This window comes from Stappia stellulata DSM 5886, assembly GCF_000423705.1.
Classification (GTDB): Bacteria; Pseudomonadota; Alphaproteobacteria; order Rhizobiales; family Stappiaceae; genus Stappia; species Stappia stellulata.
Map to the genome: position 1 here is coordinate 24,733 of NZ_AUIM01000011.1, position 18,892 is coordinate 43,624.

General features: G+C 65.5%; 14 protein-coding genes and 1 pseudogene. 7 read left to right on the top strand and 8 right to left on the bottom strand.

Annotation, left to right across the window (positions count from 1 at the left end; all coding sequences use genetic code 11):
- Window positions 1–12: 12 nt before the first annotated feature.
- Entirely contained in the window at window positions 13–897 is an 885-nt protein-coding gene (locus tag G572_RS23005; RefSeq protein ID WP_245566177.1) for a class I SAM-dependent methyltransferase, read from the top strand.
- Here the strand turns inward: G572_RS23005 and metW are convergent.
- A complete protein-coding gene (gene metW / locus G572_RS0107585; RefSeq protein WP_029057952.1) occupies window positions 833–1,447 on the bottom strand; it encodes a methionine biosynthesis protein MetW in 615 nt (204 codons plus the stop codon). The genes G572_RS23005 and metW overlap by 65 nt on opposite strands.
- Complete coding sequence (gene metX / locus G572_RS23010; protein ID WP_051242091.1) at window positions 1,444–2,595, bottom strand: homoserine O-acetyltransferase MetX; 1,152 nt, start codon at window positions 2,593–2,595, stop codon at window positions 1,444–1,446. The genes metW and metX overlap by 4 nt, the downstream gene beginning before the upstream one ends.
- A gap of 389 nt (window positions 2,596–2,984) precedes the next feature.
- Between metX and hisC the strand changes: the two genes are divergently transcribed.
- Window positions 2,985–4,076: a histidinol-phosphate transaminase gene (gene hisC, locus G572_RS0107595; protein WP_425423421.1), complete on the top strand. Its 1,092-nt coding sequence runs from the start codon at window positions 2,985–2,987 to the stop codon at window positions 4,074–4,076.
- A gap of 51 nt (window positions 4,077–4,127) precedes the next feature.
- The gene (locus G572_RS0107600) at window positions 4,128–5,069 is read left to right on the top strand and encodes a prephenate/arogenate dehydrogenase family protein (RefSeq protein WP_029057954.1); all 942 of its coding nucleotides are present in this window, start codon (window positions 4,128–4,130) and stop codon (window positions 5,067–5,069) included.
- Between the two features lie 20 nt (window positions 5,070–5,089).
- Here G572_RS0107600 and folK read toward each other — a convergent pair whose 3' ends face one another.
- Both folK and folP read right to left on the bottom strand, forming a co-directional pair.
- A complete protein-coding gene (gene folK / locus G572_RS0107605) occupies window positions 5,090–5,602 on the bottom strand; it encodes a 2-amino-4-hydroxy-6-hydroxymethyldihydropteridine diphosphokinase (RefSeq protein ID WP_029057955.1) in 513 nt (170 codons plus the stop codon).
- A complete protein-coding gene (folP, locus tag G572_RS23015) occupies window positions 5,599–6,453 on the bottom strand; it encodes a dihydropteroate synthase (protein WP_208979062.1) in 855 nt (284 codons plus the stop codon). Before folP ends, folK begins: the two co-directional genes overlap by 4 nt.
- Window positions 6,454–6,750: 297 nt before the next feature.
- Here folP and G572_RS25885 point away from each other — a divergent pair.
- Window positions 6,751–6,953 (top strand): annotated as a pseudogene (locus tag G572_RS25885) (alkaline phosphatase D family protein); the annotation flags it as partial.
- Window positions 6,954–7,005: 52 nt separating this feature from the next.
- On the opposite strand, the gene G572_RS0107620 reads toward G572_RS25885, so the two are convergent.
- Window positions 7,006–8,265, bottom strand: a complete 1,260-nt coding sequence (locus G572_RS0107620; protein ID WP_051241975.1) for a multidrug effflux MFS transporter — start codon at window positions 8,263–8,265, stop codon at window positions 7,006–7,008.
- Window positions 8,262–8,720 carry a MarR family winged helix-turn-helix transcriptional regulator gene (locus tag G572_RS0107625; RefSeq protein WP_029057957.1) on the bottom strand — a complete coding sequence of 153 codons (459 nt, stop codon included), beginning with the start codon at window positions 8,718–8,720 and terminating at the stop codon, window positions 8,262–8,264. Before G572_RS0107625 ends, G572_RS0107620 begins: the two co-directional genes overlap by 4 nt.
- 170 nt (window positions 8,721–8,890) lie before the next feature.
- On the opposite strand from G572_RS0107625, the gene typA reads away from it, so the two are divergent.
- Entirely contained in the window at window positions 8,891–10,714 is a 1,824-nt protein-coding gene (gene typA / locus G572_RS0107630) for a translational GTPase TypA (RefSeq protein WP_029057958.1), read from the top strand.
- A 69-nt stretch (window positions 10,715–10,783) separates the two neighbouring features.
- Here the strand turns inward: typA and G572_RS0107635 are convergent, their stop codons facing one another.
- A complete protein-coding gene (locus G572_RS0107635) occupies window positions 10,784–12,181 on the bottom strand; it encodes an MFS transporter (RefSeq protein WP_037546323.1) in 1,398 nt (465 codons plus the stop codon).
- 26 nt (window positions 12,182–12,207) lie between these two features.
- Window positions 12,208–17,004, bottom strand: a complete 4,797-nt coding sequence (locus G572_RS0107640; RefSeq protein WP_029057960.1) for an NAD-glutamate dehydrogenase — start codon at window positions 17,002–17,004, stop codon at window positions 12,208–12,210.
- 223 nt (window positions 17,005–17,227) lie between these two features.
- Here G572_RS0107640 and G572_RS0107645 point away from each other — a divergent pair, with 223 nt between their 5' ends.
- Window positions 17,228–17,800, top strand: coding sequence for a peroxidase-related enzyme (locus tag G572_RS0107645; RefSeq protein ID WP_037546217.1), 573 nt, complete (start codon window positions 17,228–17,230; stop codon window positions 17,798–17,800).
- A gap of 129 nt (window positions 17,801–17,929) precedes the next feature.
- A complete protein-coding gene (gene argC, locus G572_RS0107650) occupies window positions 17,930–18,880 on the top strand; it encodes an N-acetyl-gamma-glutamyl-phosphate reductase (protein WP_029057962.1) in 951 nt (316 codons plus the stop codon).
- Window positions 18,881–18,892: the final 12 nt, after the last annotated feature.

Genomic DNA, 18,892 nt, shown 5'->3' on the forward strand with positions numbered 1-18,892 from the left:
GACGGTTGCATCGTGGCGCAGGGAAGGGTTCAATCGGCGTCCCAGCCCGCCACCGGGCCGTCGCTGCAGGTCTTCATGTATCTCGACGTCGTCCATCAGCGCACCTTCTACGACCTGCCTCTGGGTCGGATGTTGCGGGTCCTTGTCGGCGCGCGGATCCGCAGCTTCTGGCCGGAGTTGCGCGACCGCCGCCTGATCGGCCTCGGCTACGCCGGCCCCTACATGCGCCCCTATCTGGACGAGGCGGAACGCTGCGTCGCCGCCATGCCGGCGGCACAGGGCGTCGTCGCCTGGCCGCGCGGCGGACGCAATTCGGCAACGCTGGTCGACGAGACCGAGTTGCCGTTCTTCGACAACAGTTTCGACAATGCGCTGATCGTTCATGGCGTCGACCACAGCGGCGACCCCGACGCCATGCTGCGCGAGGTCTGGCGCGTGCTTGCGCCCGGCGGCCGAATGATCGTCGTGCTGCCGAACCGGCGCGGCCTGTGGGCGCGCTCTGAAATCTCGCCCTTCGGCTACGGCCGTCCGTTCTCGCGCGGCCAGATCGAGGCCTTGCTGCGCGCCTGCCAGTTCAACACGCTGGGAACCGGAGAAGCGCTCTTCCTGCCGCCGACGAAATCGCGCATGCTCTTGAGAAGCGCGCGCGCCTGGGAACGTGTCGGACTCCGGACGTGGCCGGCCTTCGCCGGGCTCCTGCTCGTGGAGGCGGAAAAGCAGATCTACCGCGGCACGCCGGTCGGCAAGACGCGGCTTATCCGTTCCTTCCGGCCGACCTTCATCCCCGAAGGCGCCGCGACGGGCCTGTCGGTTTCACCCGGCTCTTCCCCCTTCAGCGTTTCAGCAGAAACAGCGCCTGTTCACCGATCAGGTTCCACACCCACCAGGGCGCGGTAAAGCCGACCGGCTCGCCACGCGCATTGAGCGCCATCGCCTTGACCATATGCGCGTTCGTCTCCTCGCACATCGAGACGAAATCGCGGATGGTGCAGAAGTGGATGTTCGGCGTGTCGTACCAGGAATAGGGAAGATAATCGGTCACCGGCATGCGCCCCAGGAACATGAGCTGGAGCCGGTTGCGCCAGACACCGAAGTTGGGGAAGGACACGATCACATTCGATCCGATCCTCAGCAACTGGTCCAGCACGACGCGCGGCGCGCGCGTCGCCTGCAGCGTCTGGCTGAGAATCACAAAATCGAAGGCGTCGTCGGGATAATCCGCCAGATCGCTGTCGGCATCGCCCTGCACGACCGAAAGCCCGCGCGCCACACAGGCATTGACGCCGGCCTGGGAGATCTCGATGCCCCGCCCGTCGACCTTGTTGTCGCGCACCAGAAGATCGAGCAGCTCGCCGTCACCGCAGCCGATGTCGAGCACGCGGGACCCTGGAGCCACGAGGTCGGCGACCAGCCGGTGGTCGCCGCGAACGCCGTTCTTGCCGCTCATGCCGCGCCCCCGGTCGGCGGCGCGATGCCGCGTGCGTGGGCCGCGCCGGTCAGGAAGCCGACCACGGTGCGGAACATCTCCGGCTCGTCCAGCAGGAAGGCATCGTGACCGCGATCGCTCTCCACCTCGACGAAGGAGACATTGGCGGCGGCCGCGTTGAGGGCGCGCACGATCGCCTTGCTCTCGGATGTGGGAAACAGCCAGTCGGAGGTGAAGGACATGACGCAGAACCGGGTCGCGGAATGCAGGAAGGCGCGCGCCAGCGTGCCACCGAAATCGGCGCCGAGATCGAAGTAATCCATGGCGCGCGTAAGATAGAGATAGGCGTTCGGGTCGAAGCGGTCGACGAAGGTCATACCCTGGTGACGCAGATAGCTCTCGATCTGGAAATCGGCATCGAAGCCGAAGGTCACGGCCTCGCGATCCTGCAGGTTGCGGCCGAACTTGCGGTGCAACGCGGGATCCGAAAGATAGGTGATATGGGCGGCCATGCGCGCCACCGCGAGCCCCTTCGAGGGGCGAACGCCCTTGTCGAAATAACGCCCGCCACACCAGTTGGGATCGGCCATCACCGCCTGGCGGCCGACCTCGTGGAAGGCGATGTTCTGCGAGGAGTGCCGGGCGGCCGTTGCAATCGGCAGTGCCGCGAACACCCGCTCGGGATAGCTCGATGCCCATTGCAGCACCTGCATGCCGCCCATCGAACCGCCGACGACGGCGAACAGGCTCTCGATGCCCAGGTGGTCGAGCAGCACCGCCTGCGCATGCACCATGTCCTTGATGGTGACGAGCGGCAGATCGAGACCCCAGCGCTTGCCCGTCGCCGGATTGGTCGAGGCCGGACCGGTCGTCCCGAGGCATCCGCCCAGCACATTGGCGCAGATCACATAATAGAGATTGGTGTCCACCGGTCGGCCGGGACCGACAAGCATCGACCACCAGCCGGGCTTGGAGGTGATCGGATTGCTTGATGCGACATACTGGTCGCCGGTCAGCGCATGGCAGATCAGCACCGCGTTGCTGCGGTCGGCGTTCAACGTGCCATAGGTTTCATAGGCGATCTGCCAGGGGTCGAGCAGCGCACCGGAATCGAGCCGCAACGCGGTGTCGCCGCCAAAGGCGCGAACCTGGCTCGACGGTGCGTCCATCTCGCTTCTGCGGTCCGTCGAAACGTTCGCCGCCGTTCCGCTCGTGGCGCCCTTCGCCGCGTGGGTCGGCGCCGGCTCCGGTGAAGTCTCCTGCGTCATGGCAGATCGACCGTCCTTCTGCTCGTCTGTCCAGAGGCTGGCGGGCATTCAACCGCCGGGCATGACCGTGGGATGCGGCATGCTCCCGCCCGAATTCAAGGCTTCGAGACGTAGGAGGGCGCCCTGCCGAGGTCAATGTTTTCTTTTGCCATCCCAAGGCTCTCTGCCTATGACTGTGCGCGCGAACGCGCCTTGTCGTCCCGTCGCGCCCAACGGCACGACCGATCCGGCGGATGCGAGGCCGCAATATACACTCAATGCGAGAATCGGCGAAAGAAATGCAACCAGTCATGTCGCACCCGCAGCCCCGTCCCGGCATTCTCGACATTGCGCCCTATGTTCCCGGCCGCACCAAATCGACCGGCGGCAGCAAGCTGCACAAGCTGTCGTCCAACGAGACGCCGCTTGGCGCAAGTCCCGAGGCCGTCGCCGCCTATGCGGCACAGGCGGAACATCTGGAGCTCTACCCGGACGGAGGCTCCTCCGCCCTGCGCGAGGCCATCGCGGAAGTCTACGGGCTGAATTCCCAGCGCATCATCTGCGGAAACGGCTCGGACGAGATCCTGGAGCTGGTCGCACGCGCCTATGTCGGACCGGGTGACGAAGGCATTTTCACCGAGCATGGCTTCCTCGTCTACAAGATCGCCATCCTCGCCGCCGGCGGCACGCCGGTCGTCGCGCCGGAGAAGGATCTGGCGACCGATGTCGACGCGATCCTGGCGCGCGTCACCGACCGCACCAAGGTGGTGTTTCTCGCCAATCCGAACAATCCGACCGGCACCTACATTCCCTTCGAGGAAGTGCGCCGCCTGCACGCCGGCCTGCCGCCGCACGTGCTTCTCGTGCTCGATGCCGCCTATGCGGAATACGTTCGCCGCAACGACTACGAGGCCGGCATGGAACTCGCCGCGACGGCCGAGAACGTGCTGATGACGCGTACGTTTTCCAAGATCTACGGCCTGGCCGCCCTGCGGCTCGGCTGGGCCTACGGCCCGGCGCATCTCATCGACGTCCTGAACCGCATCCGCGGGCCGTTCAACGTGTCGGCCGCAGCACAGGCCGCCGGCATCGCCTCGGTGCGCGACCGGGCCTTTCTCGAGACCGCCGTCGCCCACAACGAAACCTGGCTGCCCTGGGTGGTCTCGGAGCTGGAAGCGCTCGGCCTGAGCGTCACGCCCAGCGTCGGAAACTTCGTACTGATCCATTTTCCGGACACGCCTGGCAAGACGGCGGCGGAAGCCGACGCCTATCTCTGCGACCGGGGATGCGTTCTCCGGTCGGTCGCAGCCTACGGACTGCCCGCGGCGCTGCGCATGTCGATTGGCACGGAAGAGGCAAATCGCGCAGTTGTCGCGGCCCTCAAGACCTTCCTCGCCGCCTGATCCCGGGACGGGCGCCGACCTCGGCGGCGCCCCCAACGCACAAGCAGTCTCATGTCCTTCACGCCCTTTACCCGCGTCGCCCTGATCGGCATCGGCCTGATCGGGTCGTCGCTCGCCCATGTGATCCGGCGCAACGGCCTTGCCTCGGAAATCGTCGTCTCAACGCGCTCGGAGCATACGCTGCGCCGGGCGGAAGAGCTCGACCTGGGAGATCGCTATTGCCTCGACGCGGGAGAAGCGGTTGCGGACGCGGACCTGGTGATCCTTTGCGTCCCCGTCGGCGCGAGCGAAGCGATTGCCAAATGGATCGCGCCCGCGCTGAAGCCCGGCGCGATCGTCACCGACGTCGGCTCCACCAAGGCCTCGGTAATGCGCCAGATGGGCCCGCATCTGCCCGACAGCGTGCATTTCATTCCCGGCCACCCGATTGCCGGAACGGAGGAATCCGGTCCCGACGCCGGGTTTTCGGATCTTTTTCGCGACCGCTGGTGCATCCTGACCCCCCCGGGGAATGCCGATGCGGATGCCGTTGCCCGCCTGACGGCCTTCTGGGAGGCCTGCGGCTCGACCGTCGAGACGATGGATGCCGACCACCACGACCTGGTGCTGGCCATCGTCTCGCATCTTCCGCATATCATCGCCTACAACATCGTCGGAACGGCGGACGATCTGGAAGCCGTGACCAAATCCGAAGTGATCAAATATTCCGCCTCGGGCTTTCGCGACTTCACCCGGCTCGCGGCTTCCGACCCGACCATGTGGCGCGACGTGTGCCTGCACAACAAGGACGCGATCCTGGAGATGCTGGCACGGTTTTCCGAAGATCTCGCGGCACTGCAGCGCGCGGTGCGCTGGGGCGACGGCGACGCGTTGTTCGAGCTTTTCACCCGCACGCGCAGCATCCGTCGCTCCATCGTCGAGGCGGGCCAGGACACCGACAGTCCGAACTTCGGTCGCGATGCCGCATCGAAGGGCGCCGCCAAGACCGACTGAACGGCCGGAAAGCGCCGGCCTCAGGCGTCGTCGAGGCGGCGGATCTCGTCCTGTCCCGGGCAGGTGGCAAGTGCCTCGGCAGCCGTGCGGCCGTCGCCAAGCGGCGCATCGGGCCAGATCTCGGCCAGCGGCACCAGCACGAACGCCCGCTCGCCCATGCGCGGGTGCGGGATCGAGAGACCGTCCTCTTCCACCCTTTCCTCGCCGTAGATCAGCACGTCGATATCGATGAGACGCGGCCCCCAGCGCACATCGCGCACGCGCCCGAGCGCGCGCTCCACCGAGAGGCACAGGTCCAGCAGCGCGCGCGGGGCGAGCGTCGTCTCCACCAGCGCGCAGGCGTTTCGATAGTCGTCCTGCGGAACAGGCCCCCAGGGCGGTGTGCGATAGCCGCTGGAGCGCGCGACAACGCGCAAGCCGTCGCTTTCGCTCAAGCCGCGAAGCGCGGCATCGAGATTGGCGCGCGTGTCGCCCATGTTCGATCCAAGCCCCAGCGCCGCGCGGACTGGCCGCGTTTGCGGTGCATCGCTCATGCCACGCCCTCTCCGGCAATCGCCCGCGCGATACGCGCGGCATCCACATGGGGCTGGACGTTGTGCACGCGGATCATGGCCGCTCCCTTCATCATGGCAACGGTGTGTAGGGCCAGCGAACCGTAAAGCCGGTCGTCGGTCTCGACCCTGAGTACGGCGCCGATCAGCCGCTTGCGGGAGGCTCCGACCATCAACGGCCTGCCGTGTTTGGCCAGGGTTTCCAGCCGGTTGAGGACGAGGTAGTTCTGGTCGACCGTCTTGCCGAAGCCGATGCCCGGATCGAGCATCTGCCGGCTCGGCGCGATACCGGCGCGTTCGGCGATCTCAAGGGAACGTTCGAAATGGCGATCGATGTCCGACAGGATATCGAGATCCGGATCGGCGGCCGAGCGATTGTGCATCATGATCACGGCGGCGCCGGCTTCCGCCACCACTGCGGCCATGCCCGGATCCTTCTGCAGACCCCACACATCGTTCACGATCAGGGCCCCGGCGCGGCAGGCCTTGCGGGCGATCGGCGCCTTGTAGGTATCGATCGAAACGGGCGTGCCCATCGCCACGACATCGGACAAGACCGGCTCCAGGCGCCGCCATTCCTCCTCCGGCGGAACCGGGACAGCGCCCGGCCGCGTGCTTTCCGCACCGACGTCGATCACATCCGCCCCATGGGCAATCATCTTGCGGGCGCTGGCCAGCGCGTCCTCGCGGGCAAGAAAGCGCCCGCCGTCGGAAAAGGAATCCGGCGTCACGTTCAAGATACCCATGACGCGGGGACGGTCGAGGGAAAGCCCGCCGCCGGGAAAGGCAAGATGCGCCGGAACTGTCCGGGCCGGGTCTGTCTGGGATGTCATCGCTCGTCTTCCGCTCTCGGCATCGTGGCGGCGGGAATACGGGCACGCACCATACGCCTCCGCTTCGCTCCCGCAAACACGCGAATGGCGTATTGGGCCCGGCATGCGCCACACGTCAAGACCGCGCCAACGTCGAGCGTCATGAAACCGTCGGCGCGCTGTCATCGGCATGAGAGTCCACTGCCAACAAGGGCTGCCATCGTGGAAAAGGCGGCGGGACCTATGCCTTCGCCAACCCGCCGCCGTCAGGCGGGAATCAACGCCCTTCCCGATAGCGATCCGGCCGCCAAGCGGCTGCTCGACAAGACCTTCTGTCCGGAAGGGAAAACCGTGAAGGCCCCGGACGAAAGCCAGGGCGCGAACCTGTCCCCTCCATGGGGCTTCAGTTCTTCGGCCTTGTCGACATCGATGACGCGAGCGAACAGATGACCGTCCGGCTGATGGACGTCGCAGGCGCCGAATTCTACTCGGTTACGCTCGACCCCGTCCGCAAGGGCTGAGCGCAGGCGCGTCCACGTCCCGAAAGCCCACGCGCAGATTGCGCGGGGGAAGCTACACGCGCTCCGCGGCCCGCTGCCGGTTGTAGCGCCCAAGCCCGGCATAGGCGCCGACACCGATAAAGATCATGGACGGCGGCACCAGCATGAGGCCGAGCAGCGGATCCCCGAGCCCGGCCGCCACGAGACTTCCTGCAAGGCCTGCGCCGAACTGCATGAAGCCCATCATCGAGGAAGCCGAACCGGCGAGCCGCGGAAACCCCTGAAGAGCCTCGGTCGAGGCTGAAGGCAGCGACATCGCCAGGCTGAAGGCAAAGGCGCCGACGGGCAGCATCACGCGCAGGAAGCTCGGCGGAAACACGGTGAGCAATCCCACCATGACCACCCCGGCGAGCACCATGCAGCTGAGGCTGAACGGCAGGATCGCGGCGGCATCCATGCGCCTCAGAAGCCGGGAGGTGACAATCGCTCCTGCAATGAAGGACCCGGACTGGATCATCATGCCGAAGCCGAACTGCGTCGGAGTCAGCCCGACCTGCTCGATCAGGACGAAGGGCAGAATTGTGGCAAGCGTGTAGATCGTGCCGATTCCAAGGCCGACCAGAAGGCTCGGCTGCAAGAACCGCAGGTCGGTGAGCAGCATCAGATAGTTGCGCAAGAGAACGCCCGGCCTGAGATTGGACGGATCGATATAGGCATTGGTCTCGCGCAGGAAGGCCAGGATGGCGACAACAAGCACCACGCCGTAAATCATCATTGCCCAGAAAATTTCGCGCCAGCCGAAGAGCTCCAGCGTCACGCCGCCGATGGACGGCGCAAGCGCCGGCCCGATCGCCAGCATCATGGCAATGGTGTTCATGATCCGCACCGACGTTTGCCCCGTGAACTGGTCACGGACAATCGCCCGCGACACGGCGACCCCGACCGACGCGCCAATCCCCTGCATCGTACGCGCCACCAGCATCCACTCGATCGTCGGCGCAAAGGTCGCCATCACGGTAGAGGCGAGATAGAGCGCCAGAAAGACAAGCGTCACCGATTTGCGCCCGAAGGCATCCGTCAGCGGACCGCAGACAAGCTGGGTGAGCGCAAAGCCGGTGAAATAGGCCGTCAAGGTGAGCTTCACCATTGAGGGCGAGGTGGAAAACACCTCCGCCAGCACCGGCATCGCCGGCGTGTAGAGCGCCATGGTGATCGGGCCGATCGCGACAAGAGCAGCCCCCAGAACGGCGGTGCGGGTCTCGTTCATCGGCGGAAGCGGTGTTCCGGTGGCGGGTCGGTCCGGCCGCAAGGTGCCGGCGTCGGTCGTTGTCATGACGTCTCCGAAGGACCGCAAACGGTCAGATTCTCGTGCATGCGTCCAAGCAGGTTGTAGACCGCGTCGACATCGGTCGGCGAAAACCCGGCAACAGCTTCCGCCCGCAACCGGATCGCAACGCCGTGGATGCGTTCCAGCACCGGCGCGGCCTCCGGCGCAACTTCGATCAGCTTGGCGCGACGGTCCCCTGGATCCGGCCTGCGGCACAGCAGACCCGCTGCTTCCAGCCGGTCGACAAGCGCGCTCAGCGTCATCGGCTCGACGCCCAGCCGCTCGGCAAGAACGGCCTGCCGTCGCGCAGGATAATGCTCGACATAGGCCAGCACCCGCGCCTCGGCGGCGGTCACCCCGATATCGGCAGCCGAAAGCGCCCGTTCGAAGCGCCGTCGCATGAGGCGGGCGATGTCGGCGACCAGATATCCGATGGGGCGGGTCGGCACGACCGAGGTCATAAGCACTCCATATAATAAGCTTACCTTAGTAACTGAGGCAGCCATGCGGCTCTGTCAAGGTGCCCCTGCGGTTTGCTGCATTGCAAGAAACCGTCCCCCGGTTTATAGAGGGGCGCGAAAATCCGCGGGTCCGAGGGGCCCGCGGTATATTTTTTGGAGCACGACCCCACATGAACCTGCGTAACATCGCCATTATTGCGCACGTCGATCATGGCAAGACGACGCTGATTGACGTGCTCCTGAAGCAATCCGGCTCCTTCCGCGAAAACCAGAAGACGGAAGAGCGGATGATGGATTCCAACGACCTGGAACGCGAGCGCGGCATCACCATTCTGGCCAAGGTCACATCGCTGACCCATGGCGACACGCGCATCAACATCGTCGATACGCCGGGACACGCCGACTTCGGCGGCGAGGTGGAGCGCATCCTGCACATGGTCGACGGCGTCGTTCTCCTGGTGGACGCGGCCGAAGGCCCGATGCCGCAGACGAAATTCGTGCTTGGCAAGGCGCTGCAGCTCGGTCTGCGCCCGATCGTTGCGATCAACAAGATCGACAAGCCGGACCAGCGCGCGGAAGAGGTGCTCGACGAGGTATTCGACCTTTTCGCGGCCCTCGATGCGGACGAGAACCAGCTGGACTTCCCCGTGCTCTACGGATCCGCCAAACAGGGCTGGATGGCCACCGACCCCGCCGGTCCGATGGACTCCATGGACCCGCTGTTCGAACTCGTCGAACAGCACATCCCGGCCCCGTCCGCCGAGGAAGGGGCCTTCCGCATGCTGGCGACGACCGTTCAGCCGAACCCGTTCCTTGGACGTATCCTGACCGGCCGCGTCATCTCCGGCGAAGCCGTGCCGAACATGGCCGTGAAGGCTTTGTCGCGCGACGGCAAGACCGTCGAAACCGGCCGCATCTCCAAGGTCCTGGCGTTTCGCGGCCTCGAGCGCCAGCCGATCGACAAGGCGGTCGCCGGCGACATCATCTCCGTGGCCGGTCTTTCCGAGGCGACCGTTTCCGACACGATCTGCGCGCCCGAGGTCACCGAACCCGTTCCCGCGCAGCCGATCGATCCGCCGACCCTGTCGATGACCTTCTTCGTCAACGACGGTCCGCTGGCCGGCACCGAGGGCGACAAGGTCCAGTCACGCGTCATCCGCAAACGTCTGATGGACGAGGCGGAAGGCAATGTCGCGCTGCAGATCGAGGATTCGCCCGAGGCGGACGCCTTCATCGTGTCCGGCCGTGGCGAGCTTCAGCTTGCGATCCTGATCGAGAACATGCGCCGTGAAGGCTTCGAGATCTGCGTCGGCCGGCCGCGCGTCGTGTTCCAGACCGGCGAGAACGGCGAGCGGCTGGAGCCGATCGAGGAAGTCATCATCGACGTCGACGAGGAACACTCCGGCATCGTCGTGCAGAAGCTGTCGGAGCGCAAAGCCGACCTTCTGGAAATGCGTCCCTCCGGCAGCGGCCGCAGCCGGCTCGTTTTCCACGCCCCGACGCGCGGCCTTATCGGCTACCAGTCGGAGCTTCTGTCCGACACGCGCGGCACCGCGATCTTCAACCGCGTGTTCCACGCCTATGCTCCGTTCAAGGGCGAGATTCCGGGCCGTCACACCGGCGTGCTGATCTCCAATGGCGACGGCGAGGCGGTCGCCTATGCGCTCTTCAACCTTGAGGACCGCGGCCCGATGCTGATCGATCCGGGCGTCAAGGTCTATCGCGGCATGCTGGTTGGCGAGCACACAAGGGGCAACGATCTCGAGGTCAATGTGCTCAAGGGCAAGCAGCTCTCCAACGTGCGCTCGTCGGGCAAGGACGAGGCGGTCCGCCTCACCACCCCGATCCGCCTGTCGCTGGAAAGTGCGCTGTCCTACATCACCGACGACGAACTGGTCGAGGTGACGCCGCAGAACATCCGTCTGCGCAAGGCGCTGCTCGATCCGCATGATCGCAAGCGCGCGGAACGCGCGGCCGTCAAGGCTGTCGGCTGATCCGGTTTCCCCGCGCGGCGGCCGTCAAGGCCGTCGGCCAATCTTGATCCCATCCGCGGTCCGCTTCCTTCAAGGGGCGGACCGCGGATCGCGGACTTTCAACAGCAACCACAAACCGACCGAGAAAAACGCCAGGATCACCGCCATGCCGGCGGCCTGGCTGGCCGTTGCCGCCGTCACCAGACCGACGGAGAGCGGGGCGAGAAAACTCGTCACCTTGCCCGAGAGCGCGAACAGGCCGAAATATTGCGTCACCGCGTCACGCGGCGCGAGATGGACAAGGAGCGTGCGTGACGCCGCCTGAAGCGGGCCGGCGACCGCTCCAAGCACGCCCCCCAGAACCAGGAAAACCTGCTCCGGCAGGGTCGAAAACAGCCCTCCTCCCGTTGAGGGCGGCGCGACGTCGACGATGAAGAACACCGTGTCCCGGTCGACGGAGACGAGACCCAACCCGCACAGGACGAGCACGACAAGCGCGCCGGCGATCACCGGTCGTGGCCCCAGCCGGTCGTCGAGCCGACCACCGATCACCGCGCCAAAGGTGCCGGTGATGGTCAGCAAAATGCCGAAGGTCCCGATCTCGACGCTCGACCAGTCGAGAACGCCGGCCGCATAGATGCCGCCGAAGGCGAAAAGCGCGACGAGACCGTCCTTGTAGATCATGTTGGCCAGAAGAAACGTCAGCACCTGACGATTGGCGCGAGCCATGCGCAACGTGCGGGCAAGGTCGGACACCCCCTCCCCAACCGCCGTGCCAAGCCTGACGGCCCGACGCGGAACGTCCGGTACCAGAACGAACAACGGCAGCACGAAAACGAGATACCAGAGCGCCGAGAAGGGGCCGGAAGCCCTGTCGCCCTCGCGCAGGACCGGATCGAGACCGAGGACCGGCTCAAGCCCAAGCAGCGTTCGCCCGGTCTCCGGATTGGCGGCCATCAGCCCGAGCGCGATGACGAGCGAGACCAGACCGCCGGCATAGCCTGTGGCCCATCCGCGTCCCGACAACCGCCCCAGCCGCTGGCGCGGCACGAGATCCGGCATCATCGCATTGGTGAAGACGGTGGCGAATTCGACGCCGAGCGTCGCGATGGCAAAGCCCGCAAGGGCAATGGCGATGCTGCCCGCACCGCCCGGGACCGCGAAATACAAAAGGCCGCAACCAACAACGAAGGGCACGGAAAAAGCGGCGATCCAGGGCTTTCGGGCTCCGGTGCGGTCCGCGATCGCACCGAGCACCGGTGCAAGCAGCGCGATCGCCAGCCCGGCAGCGGCCGTGGCATACCCCCACAGCGCCTGCCCTTCGGCCGGCGTCGCGGCAACGGCGGAGGCGAAATAGGGCGCAAAGACGAAGGTCGTCACCAAGGTGAAGAACGGCTGCGCCGCCCAGTCAAACAGGAGCCAGGCCGGCACGGCCCCGCGTCTGAGCGCGGGTGCCGGTCCGGAGCCAGGCTCCGGACCGGCGGTCATGGCAGGCGGCCTTGCGCCCGTTTCGTTCATTGCGCGAGTTCGGCCAGAAGACTGGCGGCGACCGAGAACTTCGAGACCGTGAGGTCGCCCTCCATGATCTCGCCGACCGCCCGTGCGGTGCGCACCACCTGCGCCTCCTTGGCATCAAGCCAGGCCTCGAACCCGCCGGCCGCCAGCGCATCGCGGGTGACATCGCGATGCGCGCCGGCCAGCGTTGCCCGGCCGCGGTCGAGCGCCAGACCGTCGTAATAGTCGAGGATCCGCAGCTCGCGCGCCTTCGCCTCCATGGCCCCGAGCCGGAAGTGCCCCGCGACCTTGAAGAAGACCTCGGCGACCTCAGGCAAGGCCCGCCCGCTCTGTTCGGCGACAAGCACGATGTCCGGCACCTCGGCTTCCAGCGGCAAACGGGCGATGCGCTGCGCCAGAGCCTCGGGCACGCCCGCTTCGTCGAGACGCGCGGCGACCGCGGAGATCTCCGCCCGCATCGCCTCCTGAACCACGTCGGAAAGCGACGGAGCAAGCGCCTCGATCCCGGAACGGAAGCGCAGCACCTGGGCCTCGAGCCCGTCTGCGAAGTCGACATTGCGCAGGAACCAGACCGACTGTTCGAGAACCAGGTTCTGGATCGCGCCATAGAGCGAGAGCTGCAGCGCGCCATCGACCTTCGTATCGAGGGCGTCGATCTCGCCATTGAGAGCGGTCAGGCCATAGGCGTCGCGAACAACCGCGAAGGCCTGTGCGATATGCGCGGAATCCGCACCGGTCTGGTCAGCGATCCGGGTCAGATAGGTCGGCCCGCCCCGGTTGATCATCGAGTTGGCGAGCATCGTGGCGATGATCTCGCGCCGCAGCCGATGGCCCTCGACTTCCTGCGCATAGCGTTCCTGCATCTGCACCGGGAAATAGCGGAACAGCTCCTTGGCCAGATAGGCGTCGTCGGGAACCGTGCTGTCGAGAAGCTTGTCATAGAGCGTGAGCTTGGCGTAGGCGAGCAACACACCGGTCTCCGCCCGCGTCAACCCGGTCTCGGTCGCCTCCAGTTCGTCGAGCGCGACCTCATCCGGCAGTTCCTCGACGGCCCGGTCGAGCAACCCGGCCTGTTCCAGCTGGCGCATCATCCGGCGCTGATAGCCGAATTCCTCCATGCCTCGCGTTTCCGAAAGGCTGATCGCCAGCGTCTGGAGATAGTTGTTGCGCAGCACCAGCGCCGCGACCTCTTCCGTCATCTCCGCAAGCAGCACGTTGCGATCGGCCACGGTCAGCGTGTTGGCCCGCACCGCCGCGCCCAGCGCGATCTTGATGTTCACCTCCATGTCGGAGGAGTTCACCCCTGCGGAATTGTCGATCGCGTCGGAATTGCACCGACCGCCGCGCCGGTTGAAGGCGATGCGCGCGCGCTGGGTCATGCCGAGGTTGGCCCCCTCGCCGATCACCTTCGCGCCGACGTCACCGGCGGTGACGCGGATCGCGTCATTGGCACGGTCGCCGACATCCGCATCGCTTTCGCCGGCGGCGCGGATATAGGTGCCGATGCCACCGAACCAGAGCAGGTCCACGTCCATCTTGAGGATCGCGTTGATCACCTCCTGCGGGGTCGCCTTGGACTTCGAAAGCCCGAGCAACGCCTGTATTTGCTGCGACAGATCGATCGACTTCGACTGACGCGAGAACACACCGCCGCCCTTCGAAATCAGCGAGGTGTCATAGTCCTGCCAGGACGAGCGTCCCAGGTCGAAAACCCGCTGACGCTCCGTCCAGGTGGTCGCCGGGTCGGGGTCCGGGTCGAGGAAGATGTCGCGATGATCGAAGGCAGCCACCAGACGGATGGCCTTGGACAACAGCATGCCGTTGCCGAAGACGTCTCCCGACATGTCGCCGACACCGGCAACCGTGAAGGGCTCGGTCTGGATGTCGCGGTTCATTTCCCGGAAATGGCGCTTGACCGCCTCCCAGGCACCCCGCGCGGTGATCGCCATCTTCTTGTGGTCGTAGCCGGCCGATCCGCCTGAGGCAAAGGCGTCGCCCAACCAGAAATTCCGGCTTTCGGAAATCGCGTTTGCCGTATCGGAGAAGGTTGCCGTGCCCTTGTCCGCCGCAACCACCAGATAGGGGTCGTCGTCGTCATGACGCACGACGCGTTCCGGCGGCCAGATGGTGTCGCCGCTCAGATTGTCGGTCACATCCAGCAGCGAGGAAATGAAGATCTTGTAGGCCTTCGTGCCTTCCGCAAAGACCTCGTCGCGGCTGCCGCCAACCGGCAGATGCTTGGGCACGAACCCGCCCTTGGCACCGACCGGCACGATCACCGCGTTCTTCACCTGCTGGGCCTTCACCAGGCCGAGCACCTCGGTGCGGAAGTCCTGGGCCCGGTCCGACCAGCGCAGTCCGCCGCGCGCAACCTTGCCAAAGCGCAGATGCACGCCTTCGACCCGCGGGCTGTAGACAAAGATTTCGCGGAACGGTCGCGGCAGCGGCAATTCCTCGATGCGCTGCGGATCGAGCTTGAAGGCGAAGGTCTGCTTCGGCAGACCATGGGCATCGATCTGGAAGAAATTCGTGCGCAGCATCGCATTGATGACATTGTCGAAGCGCCGCAGGATGCGATCGTCGTCGAGGCTGTCGACCTGATCCAGACTGTCGAGCAGGTCGCGTTCGACGCGCTCCGCGCCAAGCGTCCGATCCTCGCCGTTGGGGTCGGGATCGAAGCGCAGATGGAACATCTCGACGAGCTTCTGCGCCACGGCAGAATAGCGATTGAGCGTGCGCCACATGTAGTCTTCGGAATAGCGGATGCCCGCCTGGCGCAAATAGCGCGACAAGGCGCGCAGCATGGAGATGTCACGCCAGCCCAGTCCCGCCGACAGCACCAGCGCATTGTAGCCGTCGGACTCGGTGTTGCCGCGCCAGATCGCCATGAACAGTGCCTCGAGGCGGAGCTTGAGATCGTCCGTCAGGTCGATCTCGCCGCCGTTGACGGGCTCGAGCGACAGTTCGTGCAGATAGGCGAGCGGGCGCTCATCCGGCGTGAGCCGGTAGGTCCGCTCGTTGATGACCCGAAACCCCATGTTTTCCAGGATCGGCACACGCGCCGACAGCGGGATCGGCACGAGATGATGGTAGACCTTCAAGACCACGCGGTTGGGCGCGTCCTGCTCCCGGCGGGTGAAGGTGAGCGCGGTATCAGCCTCGTCGCTCAGCTTCTCGACGATCCGAATGTCCTCAAGCGCCGTTTCGGCGGAATAGACCTCGCGATAGCCCGCCTGAAAGGCATCGGCGTAGCGCTGCGCATGTTCCAGCGCCTTGTGTCCGCCATAGGCGGCGCGCAACGCGTCGCGCAGGTCGTCGGTCCAGGTGCGCACGATGCCGGCAACCGCCTGCTCCAGCGTGTCCTGTCCCGGATCCGGGGTTTCGCCCTGGTCGCGGCCGACGATGAAATGCACCCGCGCCAGCGGGCCTTCGGGATAGGCGACGTACCAGGCCGACAGGCGTCCGTCGAACTCCTTGGCGAGATAGGCGCCGATCCGCAGGCGCACTTCGGTCGTGTAGCGATCGCGCGGAACGTAACACAGGATCGAGACGAAGCGGTCGAACCGGTCGCGGCGGGCCAGCACGCGAATGCGCGGACGCTCGTCGAGCTGCAGGATCGCCGTCGCGAATTCATAAAGAAGTTGAGGATCGATCTGGAACAGCTCGTCGCGCGGATAGCTTTCCAGGACGTTGAGAAGGGCCCGTCCGGAATGGCTGTCGGGATCGTACCCGGCGCGATCGAGGACACTGTCGATCTTGCGGCGGAGAAAAGGAATGTTCTTGGTGGAAAGCGTGTAGGCGGTCGCCGTCAGCAGGCCGACCACACGCAGTTCGCCAACGAGTTCGCCCTCGTCGTCGAAGAGCTTCACCCCGACGTAGTCCATGTGCACCCGGCGATGCACCCGGCTCTTCACGTTCGCCTTGGCGATGATCAGCGGCTCCGGCTTCATCAGGAAGTCGCGGATTTCCGGCGTGATCACGACGAATTCCGATCCCCGGCGCAACACGTGCACATCGGGATCCGCCAGAAGGCCCAGGCCGGAGCCTTTCTTGTGGGACAACTCGCCCTTCGAGACGCCGCCCTCGAAATAGTATTCGCGCATGCCGAGCAGCGTGAAATTGTCGGCCGCAAGCCATTCGAGAAACTGGACGCCTTCCGCCAGCTCGTCGACCGGGACCGGGGGCGGGTTCTCCTTGTAGGTCGCAATCGCAGCGGCCAGGCGGTCGCGCATGGCCGTCCAGTCGCGCACGGCCGCGCGCACGTCGTTCATCACCGCCTCGAGGCGCTCGGCCAGCTGCGTGCGCTCCTGCACCGTATCGATGCGTGCAACGTGGATATGAATGAGGCTTTCGCGCCGACACTCCGCACCGCCGGATTTGCCCGTGCCCTGATAGGAGACCAACGCGCCGGTGTCGTCGCGCGCAACCGACAGGATCGGATGCAGGACGAGACGCGCCTCGAAGCCGCTCGCCTGAAGCTCTCCCATGACGGAATCGACCAGGAACGGCATGTTGTCATTCAGGATTTCGACGATCGTCACATCCGCCGCCCGGCTGCCGTCTCCGGACGAGTCGGGATTGTAGATATGAATGCGGTGGGTCCCGGTGGGGTGCGCGCCAACCTCCTTCCAGGAGGTGCGCGCCACGGCGACCAGGTCGGAAACCGTATAGGCGACGACGTCCTCCGCCGCCCCGCGCGCGAAGAGGTCCCGCGCAAACGCTCCAACTTCCGGTTCGAGTTCCGCCACCACGGCGTCAATCAACGTGGCCTTCGCCTGGTCTCGTACTTCGGGCATTGTCCCCCACCATCCGGCGCAGTCATCTGCATCGCCGGTGTTTCATGAATGTCATCGCAGATCGGGCTCCGGGCCACGCAAGTGATTCGCCCCGCTGGCATCCCCGATCCAGCGCATGCTAGGCCGAGACTGCCGACGATGGAATGACTTCCACGAAAGTCGTGCCTAAAGTGAGGGCCCGGACAGGCGCCGGATCCAGAAACAGGAAGGAAAAGGCAAAATCATGAGCACGTCCAAGCCACCGGTGGCACTGGAACTGCCGCAGGAGACGCCGCTGTCCGGCGAAACCGAGGCCTATTTCGCAAAGTGCCGGGAAAAGCTCGGTCTCGTGCCCAATGTCCTGACCGCCTATTCCTTCAATCAGGACAAGTTCGACGCCTTCACGGCCATGTACAACGACCTGATGCTTGCCGACAGCGGTCTGAGCAAACTCGAACGCGAGATGATCGCGGTCGCCGTCTCTGCGGTAAACCGCTGCTTCTACTGCCTCACTGCTCATGGCGCGGCGGTGCGCCAGCTCTCCGGCGATCCTGAGCTCGGCGAGCTGATGGTGATGAACTATCGTGTTGCCGATCTGAGCCAGCGCCAGCGCGCCATGCTCGATTTCGCGGTCAAGCTCACCGAACGCCCGGCCGAGATTCTGGAAACGGACCGTCAGGCGCTGCGCGATGCGGGCTTCAGCGATCGTGACATCTGGGACATCGCCTCGGTTGCCGCCTTTTTCAACATGTCGAACCGGGTCGCCGCGGCAACCGACATGCGCCCGAACCCCGAGTATCACGGCATGGCGCGCTGAGACCCGGGCGGCACTGGCGCACCGGCGGGAAAGCCCGCGTGAAAGCATGACAAACCGGCAGGGCGTGGTGTAGAACGCTCTGCGAATGCCCGCGCAGTCCGCGCGGCAGGAATTTATTGGAGAAGGGCAATGGTCGCGAAAGTGTTCATCGACGGTGAAGCCGGTACGACGGGTCTCCAGATCCGCGAGCGGCTGTCGCGTCGTCGCGACCTGGAACTGATCTCAATCCCCGCCGACAAGCGCAAGGATCTCTCCGCCCGCGCCGACTGCCTGAACGCGGCCGATGTCGCGATCCTGTGCCTGCCGGACGATGCCGCGCGCGAGAGCGTATCGCTGATCGAAAGCGACACCACGCGGGTGATCGACGCTTCGACGGCACATCGCACCGAGGCCGGCTGGGACTACGGCTTTGCGGAAATGACGAAGACGCAAGGCGCGGCGATTGCCGCCTCCAAACGGGTTTCCAACCCCGGCTGCTACCCGCAAGGGGTGATCGCCTGCCTGCGCCCGCTGATCGAAGCCGGCCTGCTGCCGGCCGACTATCCCGTCACGATCAATGCGATCTCCGGTTATTCGGGCGGCGGCCGCCAGATGATCGAGGCCTATGAGGCGCCTGGCGCGAACAAGCCGCCGTATCTCCCCTACGGCCTCGGCTTTCGCCACAAGCATCTGCCGGAGCTGGCGCACTATGCGACGCTTGCCTCGACGCCGATCTTCATCCCCTCGGTCGGCAATTACGCGCAAGGCATGGTGACATCCGTGCCGCTCAGGCTCGAAGCCCTGGCCAAGGTGCCGAGCGGAGCGGATCTGCACGCAGCGCTGGAGGCGCATTTCGCAAGCCTTGATGGCAGCTTCGTCGATGTCGCGCCGCTCGCCGACGTCGACCGCACACCGGAGCTCGACCCGGAAACCTTCAACGGCACCAATCGCATGCGCCTGCATGTCTTTGCCGACGACAGCCGCGCGCAAGCCGTGCTCATGGCCGTCTACGACAATCTGGGCAAGGGCGCGTCCGGCGCCGCCGTCCAGAATCTCAACCTGATGCTCGGTGTCGACGCGGCGACGAGCCTCGCAGCCTGAGCATCGCCTGCA

Coding starts and splice junctions, on each gene's coding strand:
- metW (WP_029057952.1), bottom strand. CDS start 1,447: ATGAGCGGCAAGAACGGCGTTCGCGGCGACCACCGGCTGGTCGCCGAC.
- metX (WP_051242091.1), bottom strand. CDS start 2,595: ATGGACGCACCGTCGAGCCAGGTTCGCGCCTTTGGCGGCGACACCGCG.
- hisC (WP_425423421.1), top strand. CDS start 2,985: ATGTCGCACCCGCAGCCCCGTCCCGGCATTCTCGACATTGCGCCCTAT.
- G572_RS0107600 (WP_029057954.1), top strand. CDS start 4,128: ATGTCCTTCACGCCCTTTACCCGCGTCGCCCTGATCGGCATCGGCCTG.
- folK (WP_029057955.1), bottom strand. CDS start 5,602: ATGAGCGATGCACCGCAAACGCGGCCAGTCCGCGCGGCGCTGGGGCTT.
- folP (WP_208979062.1), bottom strand. CDS start 6,453: ATGACATCCCAGACAGACCCGGCCCGGACAGTTCCGGCGCATCTTGCC.
- G572_RS0107620 (WP_051241975.1), bottom strand. CDS start 8,265: ATGACAACGACCGACGCCGGCACCTTGCGGCCGGACCGACCCGCCACC.
- G572_RS0107625 (WP_029057957.1), bottom strand. CDS start 8,720: ATGACCTCGGTCGTGCCGACCCGCCCCATCGGATATCTGGTCGCCGAC.
- typA (WP_029057958.1), top strand. CDS start 8,891: ATGAACCTGCGTAACATCGCCATTATTGCGCACGTCGATCATGGCAAG.
- G572_RS0107635 (WP_037546323.1), bottom strand. CDS start 12,181: ATGACCGCCGGTCCGGAGCCTGGCTCCGGACCGGCACCCGCGCTCAGA.
- G572_RS0107640 (WP_029057960.1), bottom strand. CDS start 17,004: ATGCCCGAAGTACGAGACCAGGCGAAGGCCACGTTGATTGACGCCGTG.
- G572_RS0107645 (WP_037546217.1), top strand. CDS start 17,228: ATGAGCACGTCCAAGCCACCGGTGGCACTGGAACTGCCGCAGGAGACG.
- argC (WP_029057962.1), top strand. CDS start 17,930: ATGGTCGCGAAAGTGTTCATCGACGGTGAAGCCGGTACGACGGGTCTC.